Origin of the sequence: Streptococcus sp. DAT741, assembly GCF_009866825.1 — a bacterium.
Taxonomy (GTDB): Bacteria; Bacillota; Bacilli; order Lactobacillales; family Streptococcaceae; genus Streptococcus; species Streptococcus ruminantium.
Window position 1 is genome coordinate 251033 of record NZ_CP019557.1, and the last position, 22426, is coordinate 273458.

Annotated in this window: 17 protein-coding genes and 1 pseudogene; 8 read left to right on the plus strand and 10 right to left on the minus strand. The window is 38.6% G+C overall.

The annotated features are described in order from the left end of the window. Positions 1–216: 216 nt before the first annotated feature. The 7 genes from BZG42_RS01345 to BZG42_RS01375 all read right to left on the minus strand — a co-directional run bounded on the left by BZG42_RS01345 (position 217) and on the right by BZG42_RS01375 (position 5222). Positions 217–1482, minus strand: a complete 1266-nt coding sequence (locus BZG42_RS01345) for a tyrosine-type recombinase/integrase (RefSeq protein WP_155995412.1) — start codon at positions 1480–1482, stop codon at positions 217–219. A gap of 99 nt (positions 1483–1581) precedes the next feature. Continuing rightward, positions 1582–1833: a MerR family transcriptional regulator gene (locus tag BZG42_RS01350; RefSeq protein ID WP_155995406.1), complete on the minus strand. Its 252-nt coding sequence runs from the start codon at positions 1831–1833 to the stop codon at positions 1582–1584. 1 nt (position 1834) lies between these two features. Then, positions 1835–2446 carry a replication protein gene (locus tag BZG42_RS01355; protein WP_155995404.1) on the minus strand — a complete coding sequence of 204 codons (612 nt, stop codon included), beginning with the start codon at positions 2444–2446 and terminating at the stop codon, positions 1835–1837. Positions 2447–2576: 130 nt separating this feature from the next. Beyond that, positions 2577–3188: a hypothetical protein gene (locus tag BZG42_RS01360; RefSeq protein ID WP_155995402.1), complete on the minus strand. Its 612-nt coding sequence runs from the start codon at positions 3186–3188 to the stop codon at positions 2577–2579. After that, the gene (locus BZG42_RS01365; protein WP_155995400.1) at positions 3188–4273 is read right to left on the minus strand and encodes a helicase HerA domain-containing protein; all 1086 of its coding nucleotides are present in this window, start codon (positions 4271–4273) and stop codon (positions 3188–3190) included. Before BZG42_RS01365 ends, BZG42_RS01360 begins: the two co-directional genes overlap by 1 nt. Continuing rightward, entirely contained in the window at positions 4273–4593 is a 321-nt protein-coding gene (locus tag BZG42_RS01370; RefSeq protein WP_155995398.1) for a hypothetical protein, read from the minus strand. The genes BZG42_RS01365 and BZG42_RS01370 overlap by 1 nt, the downstream gene beginning before the upstream one ends. Positions 4594–4736: 143 nt before the next feature. Beyond that, positions 4737–5222, minus strand: a complete 486-nt coding sequence (locus BZG42_RS01375) for a helix-turn-helix domain-containing protein (RefSeq protein ID WP_155995396.1) — start codon at positions 5220–5222, stop codon at positions 4737–4739. Between the two features lie 525 nt (positions 5223–5747). On the opposite strand from BZG42_RS01375, the gene BZG42_RS01380 reads away from it, so the two are divergent. From BZG42_RS01380 to BZG42_RS01400, 5 genes are all read left to right on the plus strand, one after another. Next, complete coding sequence (locus BZG42_RS01380) at positions 5748–7346, plus strand: type I restriction-modification system subunit M (protein ID WP_155995394.1); 1599 nt, start codon at positions 5748–5750, stop codon at positions 7344–7346. After that, positions 7333–8469 carry a restriction endonuclease subunit S gene (locus BZG42_RS01385; RefSeq protein ID WP_155995392.1) on the plus strand — a complete coding sequence of 379 codons (1137 nt, stop codon included), beginning with the start codon at positions 7333–7335 and terminating at the stop codon, positions 8467–8469. The genes BZG42_RS01380 and BZG42_RS01385 overlap by 14 nt, the downstream gene beginning before the upstream one ends. Further along, complete coding sequence (locus tag BZG42_RS01390; protein ID WP_155995390.1) at positions 8462–11596, plus strand: type I restriction endonuclease subunit R; 3135 nt, start codon at positions 8462–8464, stop codon at positions 11594–11596. The genes BZG42_RS01385 and BZG42_RS01390 overlap by 8 nt, the downstream gene beginning before the upstream one ends. Positions 11597–11785: 189 nt before the next feature. Then, a complete protein-coding gene (locus BZG42_RS01395) occupies positions 11786–13432 on the plus strand; it encodes a helix-turn-helix domain-containing protein (RefSeq protein ID WP_155995388.1) in 1647 nt (548 codons plus the stop codon). Positions 13433–13460: 28 nt separating this feature from the next. After that, on the plus strand, positions 13461–14258 hold the full coding sequence (locus BZG42_RS01400; protein ID WP_155995386.1) for a hypothetical protein: 798 nt from the start codon (positions 13461–13463) through the stop codon (positions 14256–14258). Positions 14259–14555: 297 nt separating this feature from the next. On the opposite strand, the gene rpmG is transcribed toward BZG42_RS01400, so the two are convergent. Further along, positions 14556–14705 (minus strand): 50S ribosomal protein L33, encoded by a 150-nt coding sequence (rpmG, locus tag BZG42_RS01405; protein ID WP_002262412.1) that lies wholly within the window; start codon positions 14703–14705, stop codon positions 14556–14558. A gap of 15 nt (positions 14706–14720) precedes the next feature. After that, on the minus strand, positions 14721–14903 hold the full coding sequence (rpmF, locus tag BZG42_RS01410) for a 50S ribosomal protein L32 (protein ID WP_002937589.1): 183 nt from the start codon (positions 14901–14903) through the stop codon (positions 14721–14723). Between the two features lie 616 nt (positions 14904–15519). Between rpmF and hisS the strand changes: the two genes are divergently transcribed. Together hisS and BZG42_RS01420 are read left to right on the plus strand one after the other, a co-directional pair. Next, positions 15520–16800 carry a histidine--tRNA ligase gene (hisS, locus tag BZG42_RS01415; RefSeq protein ID WP_155962811.1) on the plus strand — a complete coding sequence of 427 codons (1281 nt, stop codon included), beginning with the start codon at positions 15520–15522 and terminating at the stop codon, positions 16798–16800. Positions 16801–17448: 648 nt separating this feature from the next. Further along, positions 17449–17640 (plus strand): annotated as a pseudogene (locus tag BZG42_RS01420) (IS1182 family transposase); the annotation flags it as partial. A gap of 91 nt (positions 17641–17731) precedes the next feature. Here the strand turns inward: BZG42_RS01420 and adhP are convergent. Further along, on the minus strand, positions 17732–18757 hold the full coding sequence (adhP, locus tag BZG42_RS01425; protein ID WP_024532149.1) for an alcohol dehydrogenase AdhP: 1026 nt from the start codon (positions 18755–18757) through the stop codon (positions 17732–17734). A gap of 453 nt (positions 18758–19210) precedes the next feature. On the opposite strand from adhP, the gene adhE reads away from it, so the two are divergent. Further along, on the plus strand, positions 19211–21862 hold the full coding sequence (gene adhE / locus BZG42_RS01430; RefSeq protein ID WP_120171290.1) for a bifunctional acetaldehyde-CoA/alcohol dehydrogenase: 2652 nt from the start codon (positions 19211–19213) through the stop codon (positions 21860–21862). Positions 21863–22426 lie beyond the last annotated feature (564 nt).

A 22426-nucleotide genomic window follows, 5' to 3' on the forward strand; every position in this document is an offset into this window, starting at 1 on the left:
GATTTATATTGCAATCTACTGAATTTCAAAAAATTAGAAATCGCATAAAATCAAGGTTTTCAGTATGCACTGAAATGTAATGAAACCCTACTTCACTTCAGTAAGGGTTAAATATTTCCTATTTCAGCATCTTATAAACGCTGTTATATCAACGTTTACAGTTATTTGCTTTTGAATTTTCAAGAAAAGGTAGTGATGAAGGTAGTGATAGGCGACCTAACTGGTTAACTTAGTAATCTTTTCAAGATATAGGTCAACTGCTTGAAATTGCTTTTGTGGAGCTAATTCTGCATAGGTATCCATTGTAGTCTTGATTGATTTATGTCCCATTCTGGTTTGTAGCTCTTTCCAGTTTGCCCCAGCATTCAGCATTAAACTTGCATGGGTATGTCTAAATAGATGGAAACCATAGTCAGGAAGACCGAGACTCATCAATCGTTTTTTGAGCGTAGCACGCTCATTTCTATCACACATATAATTCCCGTAAATGGTTGGGAAAATGAGATTCGATTTCGGTAAGTTATGCTTTTCAAAATAAGTATTCATTTCCTCGTGAAAAGTTTCTAATTCAAGAAGAACATCCTCAGGGACAGGTACTTTTCGATTTCCCGCATCTGTTTTTGGTGTCGATTTACAGATAACTTCTCCTTTTGTATGGTGCTTCTTATTAGCATTTTTCCACATCAATGTTTTACTGACTTTAATTACGTTGCTTTCAAAGTCTAAATCGTCAATTTCTAACGCTAGTAATTCATTGATTCGTAAGGCAGAAGCTAGAAGTGTCTGACAGATAATTTTAAATCGGCGATTAGCTCGTGTATTTTGCAAGCTGTCTAAATAGTCTAGCCAAACAGATAACTCTTCATCATGAAGCACCATTACTCTTTTCTTTGGTGATTTTGGTTTAGGTGGAATTTTGACAGATTTTGCAGGATTATAAGTTAATCCTGCATTCGTGATGCCATAATCGAAAATATCACTTAGTTTGTGAACCATTGCCCCGAAATCCTTAGCGCTACCTTTTTTAGCCCTAAGCACTCCTGACTCAGCAGATTTCTTGGCTCTCTTAGCTAGTTTATTCACCCAAAGTTGGATATCAGAAGCTTCGATTTGGTCTACTCTATAGTCCCCAAATTGCGGGATAATGTAGTTGTCTAGGTACCCACGAACACGGTTAATTGTGTTTTGTGAAGTAACCCAGTTGATGAAATTCAAGAACCATTCTTCTGCTAATTCTTCAAAAGTAGTTACTTTTAAAATGTCTTTGACAGTTGAGCCATTTTCTTCAAACTCAATCTTTGCTTTGATAATTTTTCTATCTAATTGTCGTAAAGTTTTTGCTGATAGTGAAGCAGTAACTCGTTTTCCTGTCTTCACATCAGTCCCTATATAGACACCTTTTAGGGAATAGCTGACTTGTCCATTAAATTTTATCTTCTTAGTGACTTTCTTACCGTTGTAATCGATAATTTCGGTTTGCATTTTCTTTTGCATTTTTTGCCTTTCGTATTCGGATAATCAAAAGGCTAAAATAGTACCCTCACATTCCTAGTTGATAATACTATTTTAGCACACTTTACTTTATTTTGGACTTAGAAACTTGATGACGTCTTCTAATTGATAGAAGACTATTCGTGTCCCTTCAATCGGAGGCTCAAGACGTTTTAATCCCTTGTTTTCCCAAGACTTCAAGGTATTGGGAGAAATATTTAAGAGTTGTATAAGCTCCTTTTGGGTCAACAAAGAACTTTGCTTGCGTTGAGTTTGATTATTAATAACTTCAATCAAGGTTATCAGTAAAGACTCGATTTTGTGTAGTTTTAAATCAATCATGTTAGTTAGTTTCCTCTTCTTCTGTAGTTTTCGCTTGTTGGAGGGCTTTTCGGTTGGGGTTGCATCGTCGTGAATCAAGATACTTGGCAAAGAAGTAGGTACGCTCAATGATAAGTCCAAGAAGTGGTGTGTGATTAGCACGAGCATACCATACCAGTTCTTCAAACTCAGTAAAGTCATTCTGCTCAATGATGTCCACGACTTCTTGCATGAAGTCATCTGTGTTCATCTCTACAAGAAACTTATCAAGATTGAAGCCACAGCCCACCTCAACATCATTTACATCATACTGGCTTTTATCCTTATTTTCAGCGTGTGTAAAATAATCGAAGAGTCCTTTTGGAGATTGAACAACCTCCACATGAGCAGGACCATTCAATTTATCTTTGATTAGCTCAGATACCTGTTTGTAACTTTTGAGTGAATCGAAGAAGAAAGCCCCATGCTTGTGACTTTTTTTCAACTCACCTGTTTGTCTGTTAATGTCCTTATCATGCCATGGACTCAAGATGAATGGCACGTGTAATTCTTCAAGAATCTCAAAGTAGTCAGCAGGGGCACTCTCTTTGTAGAAAAGGAATGTCCATTTGCTTGAGCGTTGCTCTTTTGTCATAGAGTGTTATACCTTTCTGATTATTGATTATTGGATAATTGGGGGGGTCGTAGTAACCCCCAATTATCTTGTTCAATGGAAAAGAGGGAGCTATTTGGCTACTGCTTAACGCAATCCATAGCCCCCTCTTTTACCGTCTTTTCCCAACTAACCAAAGGCTATTGCGAACCCGATTAGGTGCAGAGAAATAGTAGTCAGGATGCTGGCTAGAGACTTCTTCTTTCAACTGGGAAGTCATATCTCCCAAGACTTTTTGCCCTTGCTGGTCTCTAGGGACTTTGATAAATACGATAACTTCATCTTTTCGGATGTCTACCACGCTCTTATGAGCACAGCGATTGAAACTACCATTGATTGGATTGTAGGTGGTAATAGTCTGGTTGTCTATGGTGGTGACCTTCTCTGACTTTTCTCGTTGAGTCAGGAAGTTACGGAGCTTGAAGGTGTGGTAGATAGATTTGAAATAGTTGAAAAGATTATCAAATCGGATACGATTCAAGACTTCAAGCGTAACGGCTGCAAACAAGGTACCGAATAAGTAACTCATAGCCATATAAGCGTAATGGCTACCTATTGCTAGATAGCTATTGACTTGAGAGAGGTCAAGTGCGATAGGAAGTGTTAAGTCAAGATTGCTTGCTAGAAAGCTTAATGACCATCCAAGGAAACCTGTTAGGAGTGAAAACAGCATCAAGTAGATATTGAAGTTGTAAGTCCTCATAAAGAATGATTTTTTCATCATTAGTGAATGCCCTCCGTTGTGTAGTATGTTGGACAAAGTAAAGGAAGCACTTGATAGGGATGTTCATTATCAATCACCTGAATCAACCCAGTGCCGTGTCCAGTAGGAATGACAATGCCTTCGGGGTCGAGGTCAGGGAATAAGAATTGGGTTGTTTTCTTATTGATATTGCCAATCTGGATGAGAACATTGAGTTGCTCACGAACAGAAATTGGGATAGTTGTGTGGTCGAAACGCTGGCTAACAAGGAGTAAGTGAATCTTGGTAGCCCGTCCCAGTAGAGCAATTTGCGATAAGAGGGAGAAGAAGGACTCTTTTATGGTCTTATTGACACCCTCTGAGAGAGCCAGTACCTCGTCCATGACGATAGTGAGATGGGTGAATTTATGGCGGGGGTTGTCATATAGAATTGCCTGACGCTGTTGAATCAGATTTAGGCATTGACTCAAACGCTCATTGACTTCTGAAACGAAGTCAGATTTAGAGCGATTCTCCACGGGATGGATGACGGCAATTTTATGTTCACGAGCCCAACGGCTTGGACTATCGAATTTTGGGTCTACGATAATTAAATCAGATTGATTTTTTAGCACAGACAGCAGATAGGTGAGTGTGTAAGACTTACCTGAGCCCGAGTTTCCACAAATAGCCATGTGGTTCACCTTATCAAGATTGAGAGAAAAGTTTTCCATAATTGGAATGTGATTCTTGGGAAGACTTGCTGTGTATTTGTCGAGGTCAGGGATGATTAAGCGTTTTGAGATGCCTACCTTCCACGGAAAGAAGAGCCCACGTTGAACATGAATATCATCTGTCTTGAGTGGAACAAAGTAAGTTGCGTTCTGCTTCAAAAGCGTATAGTGGGGGTACAAGGATGCGTTGGCAATCAAGAAGATTTTGTTATAGAGTTCATCATCTAGGATATAGGCACAAGGAAGCCTAGGGATGAAGATGAAGCCATCCTCTTGAATGACGATATTGAAGCTATTAGTATAGCTCGTCTCCCCCTGCATCAGAGCCCCAAGAGCCATATTTAGGCTCTGGAGCAAGTAGGATTGCAGGACGGTGTCTGCTTTCGTTGCCATTATTTGACCTCCTTGATGCCGTCAGCTTTGAAGTAGACGTTGTAGCGAACCTCAACAGCTTGCAGGTTGTCAAATTCAACCAATCTAAGAAATTCAGGGAGTTTGACCTTATCTTCAAACTTGACTTGGAAGGGTTCGAGCCCTTCTTGGACAAAGGTTGCTTTGTAGGCGATAATCTCACCAGTTGGCTTTCCATCTTCAAAGAGTTGTTGGGGTTCTAGTTCAATGCTAAGGCTGTGAATCGGCTTCGTAGGGTTCACATATTCCGTTGCGGTTGTGGCTGAGTAGCCACCTTTTTTGTGTTTGGTTTTAATTGCCATATCTTTTACCTCCATATGGTCTTGGAATTTGTTAAAGTGATATGCTCGGTTTGAGTCGTGAGCTAGACTGTCTTAGCTAAGTACACCACTATGATAATTGATTTAGCCTTACCTTGATTTCAAGAATTTTGAAAGTATCGCACTTAAAGTTGTGATACGAGTGTCACGAATTCGATTAGCCATTCAGATAAGCTATCAGCGATTTGATAAGAAGTTTCTTCCTCGGGAAAATCAGGGAAGAAATTATATAATGCAGTTGCCAAGGTTGAAAGATTTTGTTGGATGTCTTTCTCTTTTTCTTGAAAGAGTTGTTTTGTGGAATTGAATCCACTAGTGAGAATTAGCTCTGTAAGTTGGATAATGAGTAACTCACAAAAGTCAAGATTAGGAAAAAAGACACTTTTTACATTGGGAAGACCTAGCGTTTCTTGTAGGGCATCCACAGTATCTAAGGTGATGTTGCGTTTCCCTTTTAGAATTTGGCTAATTGCAGGGGCAGAAATCAATCGGATGTCATCATCAAAATAGTAAGACACTTCGTTTTGAGGGATTTCTTGTTCAATCAATTGTTGCTTGATAGATTCTCCGAGCAATTCACAATAGAGGGTTTTAACTTTAGCTTTTAGCATGAGCTGTCCTTTCCAGCCCTCAGACGGAAAGAAACAAATGAGTTATTACAGTTACCGAGTGGATGCAAAAAGGCACAACAAAGAAACGGTGAAACAGTAATATGCAGAGTTAGCCTGTTAGTGACAACTCATCATATTGCTTCAATCCGTCCTTTGGTGCACCTTTGGGACTTCATAAATTTAGTACAAGAATCATCTTGTATTTACATTCTAAATGAAGGAGTAGAAAATGCCCATGAACTGAGAGTTCATATCTGTAAAGCTTGATTTTATGCATTTTTACTCAATTTATGGTTGGAAAAACTATTAAAAATCCCGTGAAAAATGCACTGAGAGTGCAAAAAACACGCAACTTTTTTCAAAGATGCTTTGAAATGGTATAATAGTAAGTAATGAATTGACTAGGAGATTTAATGTGATACAATCTATCAACACAGTACAACACAGCACAGCACAAGGTGGTTTCTACCTTTTTTCAGCAAGCGAAAAAACACCTTCATTTTGTGAGAATGGAGGTGTTTTGTAATGGCTAAGAAAGCAGTTGCGAAAGAAACAACCCTTGAACAGATTCTCTTTAATTGCCGAAATGCTCTTCGTGGTGCGGGTGGGATTGAAAAGAACCGTGATGCAGTCATCGGTTTAGTTTTTATCAAGTTTGCCAGTGATAAGTTCGAGAAACGTCGTTTAGAAATTATTGAACAATATGGAGAGAACGATGTTTTCCTAAACAATAAGAACTTCTACACAGCTGAGAATATCTTTTACCTTAAAGAAGAAAGTCGTTGGTCATATATTGTTCAGGAAGCAAGTTCGAATGATATTGCCGTAAAGATTGATAAGGCCATGTCTGAACTTGAGAAAGAAAATAAGTCTCTAGAAGGAGCTTTGTTGAATGGCTTCTATGCTAATTTAGGAGCTGAAATTCGCACCCTTAAAAATCTAATTGATGAAATCAATAAGATTGACCCTGAAAAGTTCCATGAAGAAGATTTGATTGGTCGAGTTTATGAGTATTTCATGCAGTCTTACGCTGTAGCCAGTACCAAGGAAGAAGGAGAATTCTATACTCCACCTTCAGCAGTTAAGTTGATTGCAGAGTTGATTGAACCTTACTCTGGACGTGTTTATGACCCTGCCTGTGGTTCTGGTGGGATGTTTGTTCAATCAATGAAATTCATTGAACAGCATCATGGTAACAAGAAAAATATCTCTATTATTGGTCAAGAGAAAAACCCTGATACCCGTCGCCTTGCTAAGATGAACCTAGCAATTCGAGGGATTTCATATAATTTGGGTAGTAAACCTTATGGTGAATCTTCTAGCTTTACGGATGACCAGCATAAAGATATGAAAGTCGACTATATCATGGCTAATCCGCCGTTTAATTTGAAAAATTGGCGTAGCGATAATGAGTTGTTAGATGATGCTCGTTGGGAAGGTTATCAAGTTCCTCCTGTCTCCAATGCCAACTATGCTTGGATTCTTCACATGCTTTCAAAACTTGATGTGACAGATGGCGTTGCAGGTTTTCTATTGGCAAACGGCGCCCTGAATGCTGATGGTGTGGAATATGAAATTCGGAAGCAGCTGATTGAAAATGACAAGGTGGAAGCTATCATCGTTTTGCCACGAGATATGTTTTACACTGTGGACTTGTCTTGTACACTTTGGATTCTCAATAATAATAAAAAAGGTGGCGATAAAGAGGGACGTCAACTTCGTAATCGTGAACATGAAATTCTTTTCTGTGATTTGAGGCAATGGAATGAAAACTCAGCTCAATATGTAATTCCAGGGACAAAAACAACACGCAAAACAAAGGTTGTCTTGACTGATGGACAAATAGCTGAGGTTAAAAAGATTTACCATGCTTGGCAAACAGGTCAAGGCTATGAAGATGTGGCAGAACTCTGTCAGTCAGCAACGCTTGAGGATATCCGAGAAGCCAACTACTCTCTTGCTCCATCTAAGTATGTAGAATTTATCGACCATGATTTGGATATTGATTATGATGCGGAAATGGCACGCATCCAAACCGAGATGAAAGAGGTCTTATCGTTAGAAAAAGCCTCTCAAGCAAGCCTGGAAGAAGCCTTTAAGGGGATTGGTTATGACGTTAACTAAACTAGGAAAATATCTAGAGACTTATGATGAGAGAAATCAAGATAGACTGGATGCTGGTCATGTTGTAGGAATTTCCACAAGTAAAGAGTTCATTACGACTAAGGCGAAATTGGACGGTGTTAGTTTGAAATCTTACAAGGTTGTTCCACCGAAACATTTTGCCTATGTGTCTGACACCTCAAGACGTGGAGAAAGGATTTCTCTTTCATACAATGCTTCTAATGAAGAATATCTAGTGTCATCTATTTCAACTGTCTTCAAAGTTAAAGATATCGAAGAATTATCGTCTGAGTTCCTCTTCATGTATTTTAACCGTCCAGAATTTGACCGTTTTGCACGATACAATTCATGGGGCTCTGCTCGTGAAACTTTCTCATGGGATGATATGTGTGACATCGAAATTGACCTTCCTCCTCTTCATATCCAAGAAAAATATGTTGCTGTCTATCAAGCCATGCTCGATAATCAAAAAGCCTACGAGAATGGACTGGAAGATTTGAAGCTGGTGTGTGATGGATATTTTGATAAGTTAAATAAAGACCTTTCATTATATAAAAGATTAGGTACTTTCATTGAAAAAAATGAGCTACGTAATATCGACAAAGAGTTTGGGAAAGAGCATGTGAGAGGGATTTCTAATAAGAAGGAGTTTATACTTACAAAAGCAGATATATCTAAAACGGATTTATCAAAATTTTTGATTGTTCCTCAAAATTTCTTTGCTTATAATAGTCGAACCGATGGACGGGATATGCTAGTTCTAGCTATAAATAAGTTAGATGAGCCAGTAATAGTTACATGGAACTATAATTCATTCAATATTATTGATACCATGCTTCAGCAACTCAACCCAGACTACTTATATGCATTTTTCAAAAGGGAAGAATTTGATAGATTGGTAAGATTTATGTCATGGGGCTCCTCTCAAGAGTTATTTTCATGGGACAGCTTGTGTGATGTAAAAATTCCAGTACCCGATATAAAAATCCAAAATTCTATTGCTCAATTATATAATGTTTATCTTGAACGTAAGGAAATTAATGAGAAACTTAAGCAGCAAATCAAAGACCTTTGTCCAATTTTGATTGCAGGAGCTATTAAGGAGGCGAGAGCCAATGGCTAAATTTACTGAAGCACAGCTTGAAATGGCAATTATCGAGCTTTTCCAAGAAATGGGATATGCCTACATTGATGGACAAAAGCTGAATCGAAAATATGATGAGGTTTTACTTGAGGAAGATTTGAAAGCTTTCTTGAATCGTTGCTACTCTGATTTAACAGGTGTCGAGCTTGATAAAGTCATCAATAAGCTAAAATATCTTCCAAGCAAGCCTATCTATACAGCCAATAGGCAAGCCTTTTATCTCATCAATGAGGGATTCAATTTAATTCGAGAGGATTCTCAAAAAGAGACTCTTCATATTGACTATATTGATTATGATAACCCAGAAAACAATATCTTTAAGGTCGTTAATCAATTTACTGTTCAAGATGAGCGTGAACGCCGTCCTGATATGCTCCTGTTTATCAATGGAATTCCCGTCTCTATTTTTGAATTTAAGACAGCTATTCAAGAAACGACAACGATTTATGATGCTTGGAAGCAGGTATGTATTCGTTACAAACGTGATATCCCTAGTCTCTTGAAGTATTCTCTCCTATCTGTCATTTCAGATGGTGCAAATACGAAATTAGGGTCTATTTTTACCCCGTATGAATACTATTATTCATGGAATAAAGTCAATGATAATGAAAAAGTAGCCAATGGTATTTCAGCTCTATTGACGATGATTCATGGTGCTTTTGCAAAGGATAGAGTTATTTCTATCTTACGTGATTTTATTTACTATCCTGATTCAGATAAAAAAGAGACCGCCATTGTTACTCGTTACCCTCAGTTTTTCGCTTCTATCAAGATGTTAGAGAGCATCAGAGAGCACATGAAACCTCATGGCGATGGGAAGGGGGGCACCTATTTTGGTGCAACTGGTTCTGGGAAGACAAATACAATGCTTTTCCTTTCACGTTTGCTTGGTACTCACGATAGAGAAACTTTTAAATCTCCCACGGTCATCATCCTTGTTGACCGTGAGGATTTGAGCTCTCAGACCAGCGCTTTATTTGAAAACTCAAAGCGGTATTTGAAGACTGATAATGTTAAAACTATTGGTAGTCGTGCAGAGTTGAAGGAAGAGCTGTCGCTTAATCAAAGTGGTGGTATATATATAACAACTATCCAGAAATTTGAGGAAGCTACAGGCTTGCTTTCAGAGCGAACCAATATTATCTGTATCTCGGATGAGGCACACCGTACACAGACCAATGTTGGAGCAAAACTCAAATATACGGATAAAGGTGTAGAGACTACTTACGGCTTTGCTAAGTATTTACGTGATAGCTTCCCTAATGCGACATATACAGGATTTACTGGTACTCCTATTGATGAAACTATCCATGTATTTGGTAAGGTAGTAGAGCAGTATACGATGAGGGAAGCTACAGATGACGGTATCACAGTAAAAATCTCTTATGAACCTCGCCTAGCTCGTGTTATCACGAATCAACAGCAAGTAGATGAAATTGATAATTACTATAAAACTGTTGAAGAAGAAGGTGCAAATACGGAGCAAATCGAAGCTAGTAAACGAGCCATGGCTAATATGACTCAAATTTTAAGCCACCCTGACCGTATACGAAAGGTTGTCCAAGACATCGCAGAGCACTATGAAAAAGTAGTTAGTGAGAAGCCTGATATTGTTCAAAAAGCAATGATTGTATGCTCAAATCGTGAACATGCCTATAAAGTTTACAAAGAGCTCGAAAAAGTTCGTCCTGAATGGTTTGTTGCTAAGAAAACAGAACGTGATGACTTATCTGAAAAAGAGCTTGAAAAATTGACCGCCCTTCCTAAAGTCAATATAGTTGCAACTCGTGGCAAGGATGACGAAGAAGATATGTACAATCTTCTCGGAGATGCCGAACATCGTAAAAGCTTGGATAAAGCCTTTAAGAATACTGATTCAAATTTCCAAATCGTAATTGTGGTTGATATGTGGATTACAGGTTTTGACGTTCCGTCTCTTGCTGTGATGTATATTGATAAACCTTTGAAGCAACATACCTTGATTCAGACAATTTCCCGTGTTAACCGTGTTTTTGAAGGTAAAGACCATGGTTTGGTTGTTGACTATATTGGTATCAAGCGCTCTATGATGGAAGCCATCAGGATGTACGGAGGGGAACAAGAAAGTCCGGTTGATGAACTAGGGGTTAGTTTAAAAGTATTTAGAAATCAATTGAGTCTAATTGATGAATTGGTGGGGAAATTTGATGCAACGGATTTCTTCAAAGGAACGCCTGCAGAACGTCTTCTGTGCTTGAACCGAGCTGCCGAATACGTTCAGATGCTTAAAGATATGGAAACCCGTTTCATGTATCTTTCCCGTAGAATGAAGAGTGCTTATGAAATAGTTTATCCATCTGGTGAACTAATTGATAATGAGGTGGAAAAGGCTCAATTTTACCTTGCTATTCGCTCAATCATTTACAAGCTGACTAAGGGAACCGCTCCTGATGCTGAGACGATGAACAAGCATGTTCAGAAAATGATTGAAGATGCTATCGCTTCTACAGGTGTTGAGGATATTGTCAATAACGATAAGTTAGAACTATTTGACGAGAAATTCCTCGAACAATTGGATGAATTAGAAATGCCAATCACAAAATTCAATGCTTTGTTGAAACTCCTAAAACGTGCTATTGACCAATACGGAGCAACTAACTTGGTTAAAGCTATTGAATTCTCAAAACGCTTGTCCAAAGTTGTTGATAGCTATAATAACCGTGATGAATTGGTATTCTCATCTGAGGAAATGGCTCAATTTGTTGATGGCTTATCAGATGAAGTGATGAAAATCTTGCAAGACCTTCAAGCTGACATGAATTCCTTCCAAGATATGGGTGTCTCTTATGAAGAGAAGGTTTTCTATGATATCTTGGTGAAAGTTCGTGATGAGCATGAATTTGAATATGCAGATGAAAAATGCATAGAACTTGCAAAAGCTATCAAAGAGATGGTAGATGATAAGTCACAATATGCTGATTGGTCGAGTCGTGAAGATATAAAGGCACAGTTAAATGTAGATTTAACAATATTGCTCTATGAGAATGGTTATCCACCACAATGGAATGAAGAAGTCTTTGAACAAGTTTTAGGACAAGCTTCAAATTTTAAAAAATCAATAGACTAGAAAGGGTATATGGCATCACTTAAGCAGTATATAAATGACCATTATTTTTCTGAACTCGAAAAAGTAGGTGGAACATATCTTGTCGAGCATGCTAGTGAATTAGGAATTGATGTTGATTGGGTTACGGGTAGCCTTATTGTTCAATATTCTAAAATTCAGTATGTTTATGCAGGTCAAAGAGACGATAATTTGATTGATATTGATGTTCTGCTAGATGTCTATGCTGAAAATAGTTGGCTAGATGGGCATCCTGACAATTATACTAGTCTCCACAATAGATGGTTTCGTATATCGTGTACAGCCCTAGTTGAAAATGGTCTAAAATATTTTACGATTCATAATATAGCACCTTATCAACGAGGTACAAATAGCCTTTTTGAATATAAGCTAGATGATTCACTCCTTCCATATCTGAGGGACACTTTTGAAAAAGAGACTGATATTATTGCAGAAGGGATTCTAAACAAATATTTCCCTAACTTTTTGAATGAAGCTCAAGCAATCAATCCATATGAGTTTGCTTCTCTTCTAGGTTTAACAATCGAGTATAGGAAGATAACCGAGGATTTCTCTGTATATGGTCGCATTTATTTTGAGGATGATATTTTCAATAACATACCTGCCAAAACCATTGTGATTGATAGTGAGTTAGCTGACAAAAGAAATCAGTCAACTGTAAATATTGCCATTGTTCATGAGTGTATCCATTGGATTTTACACCGCTTGGCTATCGAACTTGAAAAAGGAAGTAATGCTATTTCAGACGATAATAACCTTATCAAATGGGTGGAACAGCAGGCTTGGACGATTGTCCCAAAAGTGATGATGCCAAAGATTGCGACACAAAAGCTAGTCAAAAATTATTTTGAAGAGTGGAGACGTGAAGAACCAGGAATTCAAGTTTCAGATATAGTAGACAGGTTAATTAGAAGAATAGCATCTACTTTTGGAGTTCCTGCTGTTTCTGCTAAGAAACGATTAGCAGAGCTTGGGATTGAGGAAGCTCGGGGAGCATTGGAATATGTAGATGGTCGTTATATTCCTAAACATAGTTGGTCTCAAGGGTTCTTAGGGATAAATCAGACATTTACGATTGGTACTTATGACCTGGCTAAATTGTTAAGGCATAACGAAACCCTACGAAGCCGTCTTGAAAATGGTAGCCTTGTCTATGTTGAGTCACATGTTTGCTTGAATGATGCACGATATGTAGATGAGACGGGAACTAAAATTCAACTAACTTCTTATGCTAGAACCCATATGGATGAATGCTGTTTAGTTTTTGACAAGAACAGGGGGATAACAAGCAGTCAACAACGTTTCACCTTGGTCAAGTTGTTGAATAATGCTCTTGAGCCTAGGCTATCTCCTCAATATCAATATCAGAGCAATCCTTCAAACTTAGGAATTGAAGAAGAAGCGAGTTTGTTAATGAAACAAGGAAAAGTGATTCGAAAAATTAAAGCTGAATTACCTAAAACAAGTTTCGGGGATTGTCTGAAATATTTGAGAAAATGGCGAAAAGTTAACAATGAAGAATTAGCAAAAGATGCCCTTTTGTCAGCTACTTATATCTCTCGTTTACAAAATAATAAGGTGAAGGATATAACGCTGAGAACAGTTGTGGCTCTATGTATTGCAATGTCTTTACCTTATGAAGTTTGTGTAGAGTTCATTTCCCTTTCAGGTCGAAGTCTTCGCACACTTTCAGAAGATGAAGATATGCTTTATAACCTATTCTTGATGGCGACTGAAAATTATACAGTTGAACATTGTAATAACATTTTGATAGAGTGCAAACTACCTAATCTAACAGAAAAAAATGAAATACATTGATTAAATCAGACTAGAGAGCGGATGTGCTATGCTTTATAAATTATTTTCAGATGATTCAGAACGGGATATTTTTCAAAATATTCTTGCTACGGAAGGTGCTATATTTGCTAAGTCAAATGAGGAGAAGTTACTATTTCAAGATTTGAAAAGTACAGAGTGGACTGATAATACTAGTACTAGACCTGATTTTATTTCAGATAAATTCATGATTGAGCTATTTGAAGTTGATGATATTGTCAGTAAGAAAAAAGGGAAAGATAATCCTCAAAGAAAAGCTGATGCGAGGGCATTAAGAACAATCGAAGATTATATGAAACAGTTTCCTGAGGGAACTTTTCATGAAGATGTAAAGATTATTGCTCATGGGGATACTAGATATAACCCAGTCAGCGATACATATACCCCTGATGATTCAATAAGTCATCACAATTATCGAGCTTATCATAATAACTTCACTAGAATTGTTCAAAAGCATCTTGATAGCATTCCAGCATATCGAGATAGCTTCCCAAATAAGAAATTAGGGTTTATGATTTTAGATGATTCAACATATTATATACCTGAGACTTACCTTAAAAGTAAGGTAAAAGTAAAACAAATGCTACAACAGATGCCTTTCTTTGATAAACATTTCATGAAGTTACTCATAAAATCTGATGTTGATTTTTTGATTTGGGCATTTAACAATAAACATGTGTATACAGACAAAAATAAGTTCGGTTCACAACCACTAGTCCCACGGCTGGCAATCATAAGCAAAGAAAACTTTTATACTAAACAATCAAGATACTTCTTTTTGGATAACATGGTCTCCTTAGAAGAATAATTAAAAATAAGAAAAAAGTCAGGTGAGAACACCTGACTTTTGGATTCCTCTGCTCAATCGAAAAGATTTCACTATTTCGACAGTTTAGAGGAATGAAATTTACTTTGGTAATGATGGGTAAATATAAAAAGCCTGACATTGCTGTCAGGCTCTTGATTATCCGAATATATCTTATTTCAAAAAGGTAGTGAAAAAGGTAGTGATTCGGATGATTTGTACTGCAATCTACTGAAATTCAAAATTTCAAAAATCGCATAAAATCAAGGTTTCTCACGTCTATTGACGTGTAGTGAATCCCTATTTCACCTCAGTAAAAATCACGTGCTTACGCAATTTTGGTGAGTATTTTTTCAATTGAAGACGGTCTGGAGTGTTGCGTTTGTTTTTTGAAGTAAGGTACAAGCGTTCACCAGATTCTTTGTGTTCAAGTGTAATGTTTACGCGCATGGTATCTCCCTTCTATTATTCAGCTGAAGCAGCTTTAGCGATTTTACGTCCCTTGTAGTATCCTTTCAAAGATACACGGTGAGAACGTGAGTAATCTCCAGTAGTTTCATCAAATTTCACAGTTGGAGCTGCTACTTTATAGTGAGTACGACGTTTATTTTTCTTCGCTTTTGAAGTGCGACGTGCAGGTACTGCCATTTTTTTCTTCCTCCATTGAGATATAAGGGCATGAAAAAGCGAAGAAAAAAATAGGGAGCCGATGCTGTACAACTTGCGTATAAGTCGGATCATTTCTTTTCTGAACTTTTGGCCCAAATTCGATTTAATTTAATATGACATTCGTCAACTTCAATAGTATATCAAAAGTTTTTTGTAAAGTAAAGTTACTTGACAGATTTTTTTGAAAAAATTAGTGACATTACCACAAAATAAGTATAGCTCGGTTGATTTCAGTGAATTTAGTGGAAAGAAACAAACAGGGTGACTGCAAAACTCAAAAGCCTGACAAAGTTCAATTTATCGGAAGGCTTTTTTGAGAAATAGCGGAGCTTTTATGGTAGAATAAGGGAGATTGCAAGTTATGTTTGGGCAACGTCTTCACCTGTATACTTAAGAAAAGTAGTTCGTCTATTTTCTGGAGAATACAAGCTTCAACCTTCACAAAGTGAGCTATTTGCCAAAAGATTATCTTAACCTAGAAAGGAATGAGCGCAGGCTAAACACTATATAAGAAAGATAAATTACTTTTACAATCGATATTTTCAGCGATTTATCCCTCTTATTTTGTCTTTGAGCCTTCTGCATCTTTTATATTATGAAACTTCAAAAACCTAAAGGGACCCAAGACTTATTACCACAGGATACAGTCAAGTGGCAGTACGTGGAAAATTTTGCTCGTACCATTTTCAAACAATACAATTACGCAGAGATTCGCACGCCGATTTTCGAGCATTATGAGGTTATCAGCCGTTCAGTTGGTGATACCACTGACATTGTTACTAAGGAGATGTACGACTTTTACGATAAAGGGGAACGCCACATTACCCTGCGCCCAGAAGGAACAGCGCCGGTTGTGCGCTCTTATGTAGAAAATAAGCTTTTTGCTCCGGAAGTGCAAAAACCAGCCAAATTCTACTATATGGGACCAATGTTTCGCTATGAACGTCCACAGGCAGGACGTCTGCGTCAATTCCATCAAATTGGTGTAGAGTGCTTTGGTTCCAATAATCCAGCCACAGATGTAGAAACGATTGCTATGGCTTATCATTTTTTTGAGGAGCTTGGTATCAAGGGAACACGCCTCCATCTCAATAGTTTAGGGAATCCGGAGAGTCGTGCAGCCTATCGTCAGGCCTTGATTGACTATCTAACACCACTCAAATGCCAGTTGTCTAAGGATAGTCAGCGACGCTTGGAAGAAAATCCTCTCCGAGTCCTTGACTCCAAAGAAAAAGAAGATAAGCAAGCGGTGGAAAATGCGCCATCCATTTTGGATTACTTGGATGAGAAGAGCATAGCACACTTTGAGACAGTCAAGTCTATGCTGGATAGTTTGGGAATTTCTTATGTCATTGATACCAATATGGTACGGGGATTAGACTATTATAATCACACCATTTTTGAGTTCATGACCGAAGTGGGAGGGAATGAACTGACTATTTGCGCCGGCGGTCGTTACGATGGCTTGGTCACTTATTTTGGAGGACCTGAAACACCAGCATTTGGTTTTGGCATGGGGATTGAGCGTCTCATTCTCGTCCTTGATAAGCAAGGTATTGAGTTGCCTCTTGACACTCGATTGGATGTCTATATCGCTGTTCTTGGTTCGGAGGCCAATAGCGGAGCACTTGAGTTGGTTCAAGCCCTGCGCAAGCAAGGTTTCCGTGCGGAGCGTGATTACTTGGACCGCAAGCTCAAAGCCCAATTTAAGTCAGCGGATGCGTTTGGGGCCAAGGCTATTATCACCTTAGGTGGTAGCGAGATTGAGTCAGGTCAATTGATTGTCAAGCACAATCAGACTCGTAACCAAGTAGAAACAAGCTTTGAAACAGTCCAGACAGACTTTGCAAATATTTTAGAAGAATTAGAAAAGTAGTGGCAAAATGAAAAGACCTACCTATAAGGAACAGTGCAAAAGTAAGCTCCTGTTCTTAGTAGCAAGGTTTTTTTATTATTGCTCTTTTCAGTTATACTACTCATTATCCTAACCGAATTTACTATCATGTAGAGCAACTCTATAAAGGTATGAAAATAAGGGGTTATGTTTGCATCTATAGTGAGAGTACCTGAGAGCGATCCACGTTCTTTTTTTGAGGATGACAGCAACAGCTTACCAAAAGTTTTTGTCTGAATCCGGAAAGATAAAAGCAGTAGAGATAGTCTATAGAAAAACGTTGTACATCATGATGTTTGACTTCAGTGAGGTTAGTCCTAGGAGTGATATTCTTCTAGGTTTTTTAAGATATTTTCTGGTAAGTGTGTCTGAGGTTGCTATTGCTGTGCTGAGATGGTGATATGAACGTTGGAGGGGATGCTGGATCTTTTCTTGACTGCATTAAAGGTTTGCTAATGGTAAATCTGCCCAATACTACTTGTCATCAGTGAGGCGATAAAAAACGAGCTTGGGACAAAAGTCTCTCCGGTTCAACCAAAAAAGCAACGGATTTGGTGCCGTTGCTTTTTGCATTAACGAGATAGACTTGGCAAAATAAAGTTGTCCAATCCTATTTAGAAAGGCTATCTCATGCACATTAACTATAACACAAATCAGACGACATTGCCACTAGAACTTTCTGCTTGTCTGCTCCAAAACCACGTTGTCTTTACGATTGAGCAGGTGGTCAATGAGTTGAGCGATGACCACTATCAAGCCTTCTATCATGACTTTGGTCGTCCATCCTATCACCCTAAAATGCTCTTATCTGCGCTGCTGTACTAAAACAGAGACTCACAGCAAGGTGAATCTCTGTTTTATTTTGGAGCTGAGAACGACTTTTGTCCCAAGCTCTTGGAATTAGTGGGACATATCAGTGAGAATAACAGAAGTCTAACACCATACGACCTTGGATAGTGCCAGCTTCCATTTCCTCAAATACTGCCTCAGCATCTTCAACAGGACGTTTTTGGACAACTGGAACAACTAAACCAATCGCACCGAAGTGGAAGGCTTCTTCCAAATCTTTTCGTGTACCAACTAGAGATCCAACGACCTTGATACCATCTAGGACAGTTTTTACGATACTGAGATCCATATATTCAGACGGCAGACCGACAGCAACTACGTAACCACCAGCACGAACGCTATCAATTGCTTGGTTGAAAGCAACTTTTGAAACAGCAGTTACAACAGTTGAATGGACACCGCCTCCGGTGATTTCCTTGATAAAAGCAGGGACATCTTCTACCTCAAGGCCGTTAATAGCAACATCTGCACCAACTTCTTTTGCTAGTTCTAGTTTATCATTGTTGATATCAACAGCGATAACATGAGCATTGAAAACTTTCTTGGCATACTGAATAGCGAGATTTCCTAGTCCACCAGCACCGTAGATAGCAATCCACTGACCTGGCGCAAGATGAGCTTCTTTAATAGCCTTGTAGCAGGTGACCCCAGCACAGGTGATGGAGCTTGCTTGAGCAGGATCAAGTCCTTCAGGAACTTTTACAGCATAGTCTGCAGTTACAATGCATTGCTCAGCCATACCACCATCGACAGAATAACCCGCGTTTTTCACTGAGCGACAAAGAGTTTCCCGACCGGTAGTGCAATATTCACACATGCCACATCCTTGGAAGAACCAAGCGACACTGACACGGTCACCAATCTTGAGACTTGTCACATCTGGTGCAATTTGGGTAACAATCCCGATGCCTTCATGTCCGAGGATCCGACCAGGAACTTTTCCGAAGTCACCATTGGCAACATGAAGGTCAGTGTGGCAGACACCACAGTACTCAATCTGGACCAGAGCTTCACCAGCTTCGAGTGGACGAAGTTCTTTTTCAACAACGATAACACCAGTAGATTCTGGATTTACTACGACTGCTTTCATAGCAGACCTCCTGTTTCATATGTTTATCATTCACTTATTGAATGTGTTAATATAATATATTTTATATTGTTAATAATATCACAAAAAAAGCAAAAATGCAAGAGGAAATGGAAGCGCTATAATGAATGAAAAATTGAAAATTATCATGTAATTATTATATTTTTTCAAGAAAGTTCGTTGATTGGAAGTGTTATTTTGATAAAAAAATAAGCATTGAGGAAGGAAAAAAGAATTGAAGGGCTGACATGTCTCTTCGTCTGTACTTTTATTGTTTCAGTTTCAGGGATAAATCACAATATTTTCTGAAAACGAGAAAAAAGAGAACGTTTTCAAAAATAAAACAGAAAAAATGTGAAAAAATTAACAATTTCTCTTTACAAATGAAATAAAAAATAGTAGAATAACATTGTGAAAAAGTTAACAAATGTTGACAAATATATTTGGAGGAACACAATGGCTGATAAAAAAGTAGTATCACCAGAAGAAAAGTTGGTAGAAGCACGCAAGCATGTTGACGAGCTTGTTCAAAAAGGTTTGGTTGCTCTTGATGAGTTTCGTAAACTCGGTCAAGAAGAAGTGGATTATATTGTTGCGAAAGCTTCTGTAGCAGCACTTGACAAACACGGTGAGTTGGCAATGCATGCTTTTGAAGAAACCAAACGTGGAGTGTTTGAAGATAAGGCAACCAAAAATCTATTTGCCTGTGAACATGTTGTCAACAATATGCGCCATACCAAAACGGTTGGTGTTATTGAAGAAGATGAAGTAACTGGTTTGACCTTGATTGCAGAGCCAGTAGGTGTTGTCTGTGGTATTACACCAACGACTAACCCAACATCTACAGCGATCTTTAAATCATTGATTGCCTTGAAGACACGTAATCCAATCGTCTTTGCCTTCCACCCATCTGCTCAAGAATCCTCAGCTCATGCAGCGCGTGTTGTGTATGAGGCGGCTGTGGCAGCAGGTGCTCCAGAAAACTGTATCCAGTGGATAACAAAACCATCTATGGAAGCGACATCTGAATTGATGAAACATGATGGTATTGCAACCATTCTTGCGACCGGTGGGAATGCCATGGTTCGTGCAGCTTATTCTTGCGGTAAACCAGCGCTTGGTGTAGGTGCAGGTAACGTTCCAGCCTACGTTGAAAAATCAGCAAACATCCGCCAAGCCGCTCATGATATTGTGATGTCAAAATCATTTGATAACGGTATGGTCTGTGCATCTGAACAAGCAGTTATCATTGATAAGGAAGTGTATGACGAATTTGTAGCAGAATTTAAGTCCTACAAAACTTACTTCGTTAATAAGAAAGAAAAAGCTCTTCTGGAAGCATATTGCTTCGGTGTGAAAGCTAATAGCAAAAATTGCGCAGAGGGCAAGTTAAATGCGGATATCGTTGGTCGCCCAGCAGCATGGATTGCTGAGCAAGCTGGTTTCTCAGTGCCAGAAGGTACCAACATTTTAGCGGCTGAGGTAGCTGAAATCGGTGAAAAAGAGCCATTGACTCGTGAGAAATTGTCACCAGTTATCGCAGTTTTGAAAGTTGATGGTCGTGCAGAAGGTTTGGAAGCCGCTCGTCAAATGGTTGAGTTCCACGGTCTTGGTCACTCAGCAGCTATCCATACTGAAGATGCAGAACTGGCTAAAGAATTCGGAACAATTGTGCGCGCTATCCGTGTTATCTGGAACTCTCCATCTACTTTCGGTGGTATTGGTGATGTTTACAATGCCTTCTTACCATCATTGACACTTGGTTGTGGTTCTTATGGACGCAACTCAATCAGTGATAACGTAAGTGCTATGAACTTGCTCAATATCAAGAAAGTAGGAAGACGTAGAAATAATATGCAATGGTTTAAAGTTCCTTCTAAAACATACTTCGAACGTGACTCTATCCAGTACCTCCAAAAATGTCGTGACGTTGAACGCGTTATGATTGTTACAGACCGTGCTATGGTAGAACTTGGATTCTTGGATCGGATTATTGAACAATTGGATCTCCGTCGTAACAAGGTTGTTTATCAAATCTTCTCAGACGTTGAGCCAGATCCAGACATTACTACAGTTTATAAGGGTACAGAACTCATGCGTACCTTCAAACCAGATACTATTATTGCCCTCGGTGGTGGTTCACCAATGGATGCTGCCAAAGTAATGTGGCTCTTCTACGAACAACCGACTGTTGACTTCCATGACCTTGTTCAAAAATTCATGGATATTCGTAAGCGTGCCTTCAAGTTCCCAGAACTTGGTAAGAAATCTAAGTTTATTGCGATTCCAACAACATCTGGTACAGGTTCAGAAGTAACACCATTTGCTGTTATCTCTGATAAGGCAAACAACCGTAAGTATCCAATTGCTGACTATTCATTGACACCTACTGTGGCAATTGTTGACCCTGCGCTTGTATTGACAGTACCTGCACATGTTACAGCAGATACTGGTATGGACGTATTGACTCATGCAACTGAGGCGTATGTATCAACAGTTGCTAATGACTTTACAGATGGTCTTGCTCTTCAAGCTATCAAGTTGGTCTTTGAAAATCTTGAAAGTTCAGTAAAGAATGCAGACTTTGTATCACGCGAAAAAATGCACAATGCTTCTACAATGGCAGGTATGGCCTTCGCTAACGCCTTCCTAGGTATTTCTCACTCAATGGCGCATAAGATTGGTGGACGATTCCATACAGTTCATGGTCGTACAAATGCTATCTTGCTTCCGTACGTTATTCGTTACAACGGAACTCGTCCAGCTAAGACTGCTACATGGCCAAAATATAACTACTATAGAGCAGATGAAAAGTACCAAGACATTGCTCGCCTTCTGGGCTTGCCATGCTCAACGCCAGAAGAAGCTGTAGCAGCTTATGCTCAGGCTGTTTATGATTTGGGTGAGCGTATCGGTATTCAAATGAACTTGAAAGCACAAGGTATTGACGAGAAAGAACTCAAAGAGCATTCTCGTGAATTAGCTCTTCTTGCCTACGAAGATCAATGTACACCTGCAAACCCACGTTTGGCGATGGTGGATCACATGCAAGAAATTATTGAAGATGCTTACTATGGTTACAAGGAACGTCCAGGGCGTTTGAAATAATTTCTTGGTTGGCTAGGTTCGTTTAGAAAACTATGGCAAGAATATAATTGGAAGAGCCTCCAAAATGTTCTCAAATATCAGCTTATGTGATATTCATTGTGTGATAGATTAAATGGACCCAAGAAAAGATTGAAAACTAATACTCTGTGAAAAGTGAATTCAGATATTGTCGGTTTGATGCACTTCAGTTTTATCAGTATCTGTATCACTTAGTCCGATTTTAAGCATTAGCCTTGTTAAGAAGGAAATGAGAATTGAGAACAGATATATTCTCCTTATAGTGGAAAATCAACGAATAAAACGATCTCAACAAAAACGTATTACCTGTATTCTCGATAAATTTACTTAACTGATAACATCCACTTTTTGAGGGATTATCAGGAGATAAAGGCAATAGGAGTTGTCAATTGAAAAAATTATCCAATTTGATTTTTCAATTGCGTTTTGCTATAATTATAAATGCCTATAAGACTGTGCTTATAGTAGTTGAGATTTTACTGTAATTTGTGGTATGATATTCTTGTTGAGGTATATTCATGCGCAGACTTCCTCTGCCGATAGACT

What these genes read in the sequence shown, in the direction of transcription:
- BZG42_RS01345 (WP_155995412.1), bottom strand. Translation starts at nt 1,482, where the DNA reads ATGCAAACCGAAATTATCGATTACAACGGTAAGAAAGTCACTAAGAAG.
- rpmG (WP_002262412.1), bottom strand. Translation starts at nt 14,705, where the DNA reads ATGCGCGTAAACATTACACTTGAACACAAAGAATCTGGTGAACGCTTG.
- BZG42_RS01400 (WP_155995386.1), top strand. Translation starts at nt 13,461, where the DNA reads ATGCTTTATAAATTATTTTCAGATGATTCAGAACGGGATATTTTTCAA.
- BZG42_RS01365 (WP_155995400.1), bottom strand. Translation starts at nt 4,273, where the DNA reads ATGGCAACGAAAGCAGACACCGTCCTGCAATCCTACTTGCTCCAGAGC.
- BZG42_RS01385 (WP_155995392.1), top strand. Translation starts at nt 7,333, where the DNA reads ATGACGTTAACTAAACTAGGAAAATATCTAGAGACTTATGATGAGAGA.
- BZG42_RS01350 (WP_155995406.1), bottom strand. Translation starts at nt 1,833, where the DNA reads ATGATTGATTTAAAACTACACAAAATCGAGTCTTTACTGATAACCTTG.
- BZG42_RS01355 (WP_155995404.1), bottom strand. Translation starts at nt 2,446, where the DNA reads ATGACAAAAGAGCAACGCTCAAGCAAATGGACATTCCTTTTCTACAAA.
- adhP (WP_024532149.1), bottom strand. Translation starts at nt 18,757, where the DNA reads ATGAAAGCAGTCGTAGTAAATCCAGAATCTACTGGTGTTATCGTTGTT.
- hisS (WP_155962811.1), top strand. Translation starts at nt 15,520, where the DNA reads ATGAAACTTCAAAAACCTAAAGGGACCCAAGACTTATTACCACAGGAT.
- BZG42_RS01370 (WP_155995398.1), bottom strand. Translation starts at nt 4,593, where the DNA reads ATGGCAATTAAAACCAAACACAAAAAAGGTGGCTACTCAGCCACAACC.
- BZG42_RS01380 (WP_155995394.1), top strand. Translation starts at nt 5,748, where the DNA reads ATGGCTAAGAAAGCAGTTGCGAAAGAAACAACCCTTGAACAGATTCTC.
- BZG42_RS01390 (WP_155995390.1), top strand. Translation starts at nt 8,462, where the DNA reads ATGGCTAAATTTACTGAAGCACAGCTTGAAATGGCAATTATCGAGCTT.
- adhE (WP_120171290.1), top strand. Translation starts at nt 19,211, where the DNA reads ATGGCTGATAAAAAAGTAGTATCACCAGAAGAAAAGTTGGTAGAAGCA.
- BZG42_RS01360 (WP_155995402.1), bottom strand. Translation starts at nt 3,188, where the DNA reads ATGATGAAAAAATCATTCTTTATGAGGACTTACAACTTCAATATCTAC.
- rpmF (WP_002937589.1), bottom strand. Translation starts at nt 14,903, where the DNA reads ATGGCAGTACCTGCACGTCGCACTTCAAAAGCGAAGAAAAATAAACGT.
- BZG42_RS01375 (WP_155995396.1), bottom strand. Translation starts at nt 5,222, where the DNA reads ATGCTAAAAGCTAAAGTTAAAACCCTCTATTGTGAATTGCTCGGAGAA.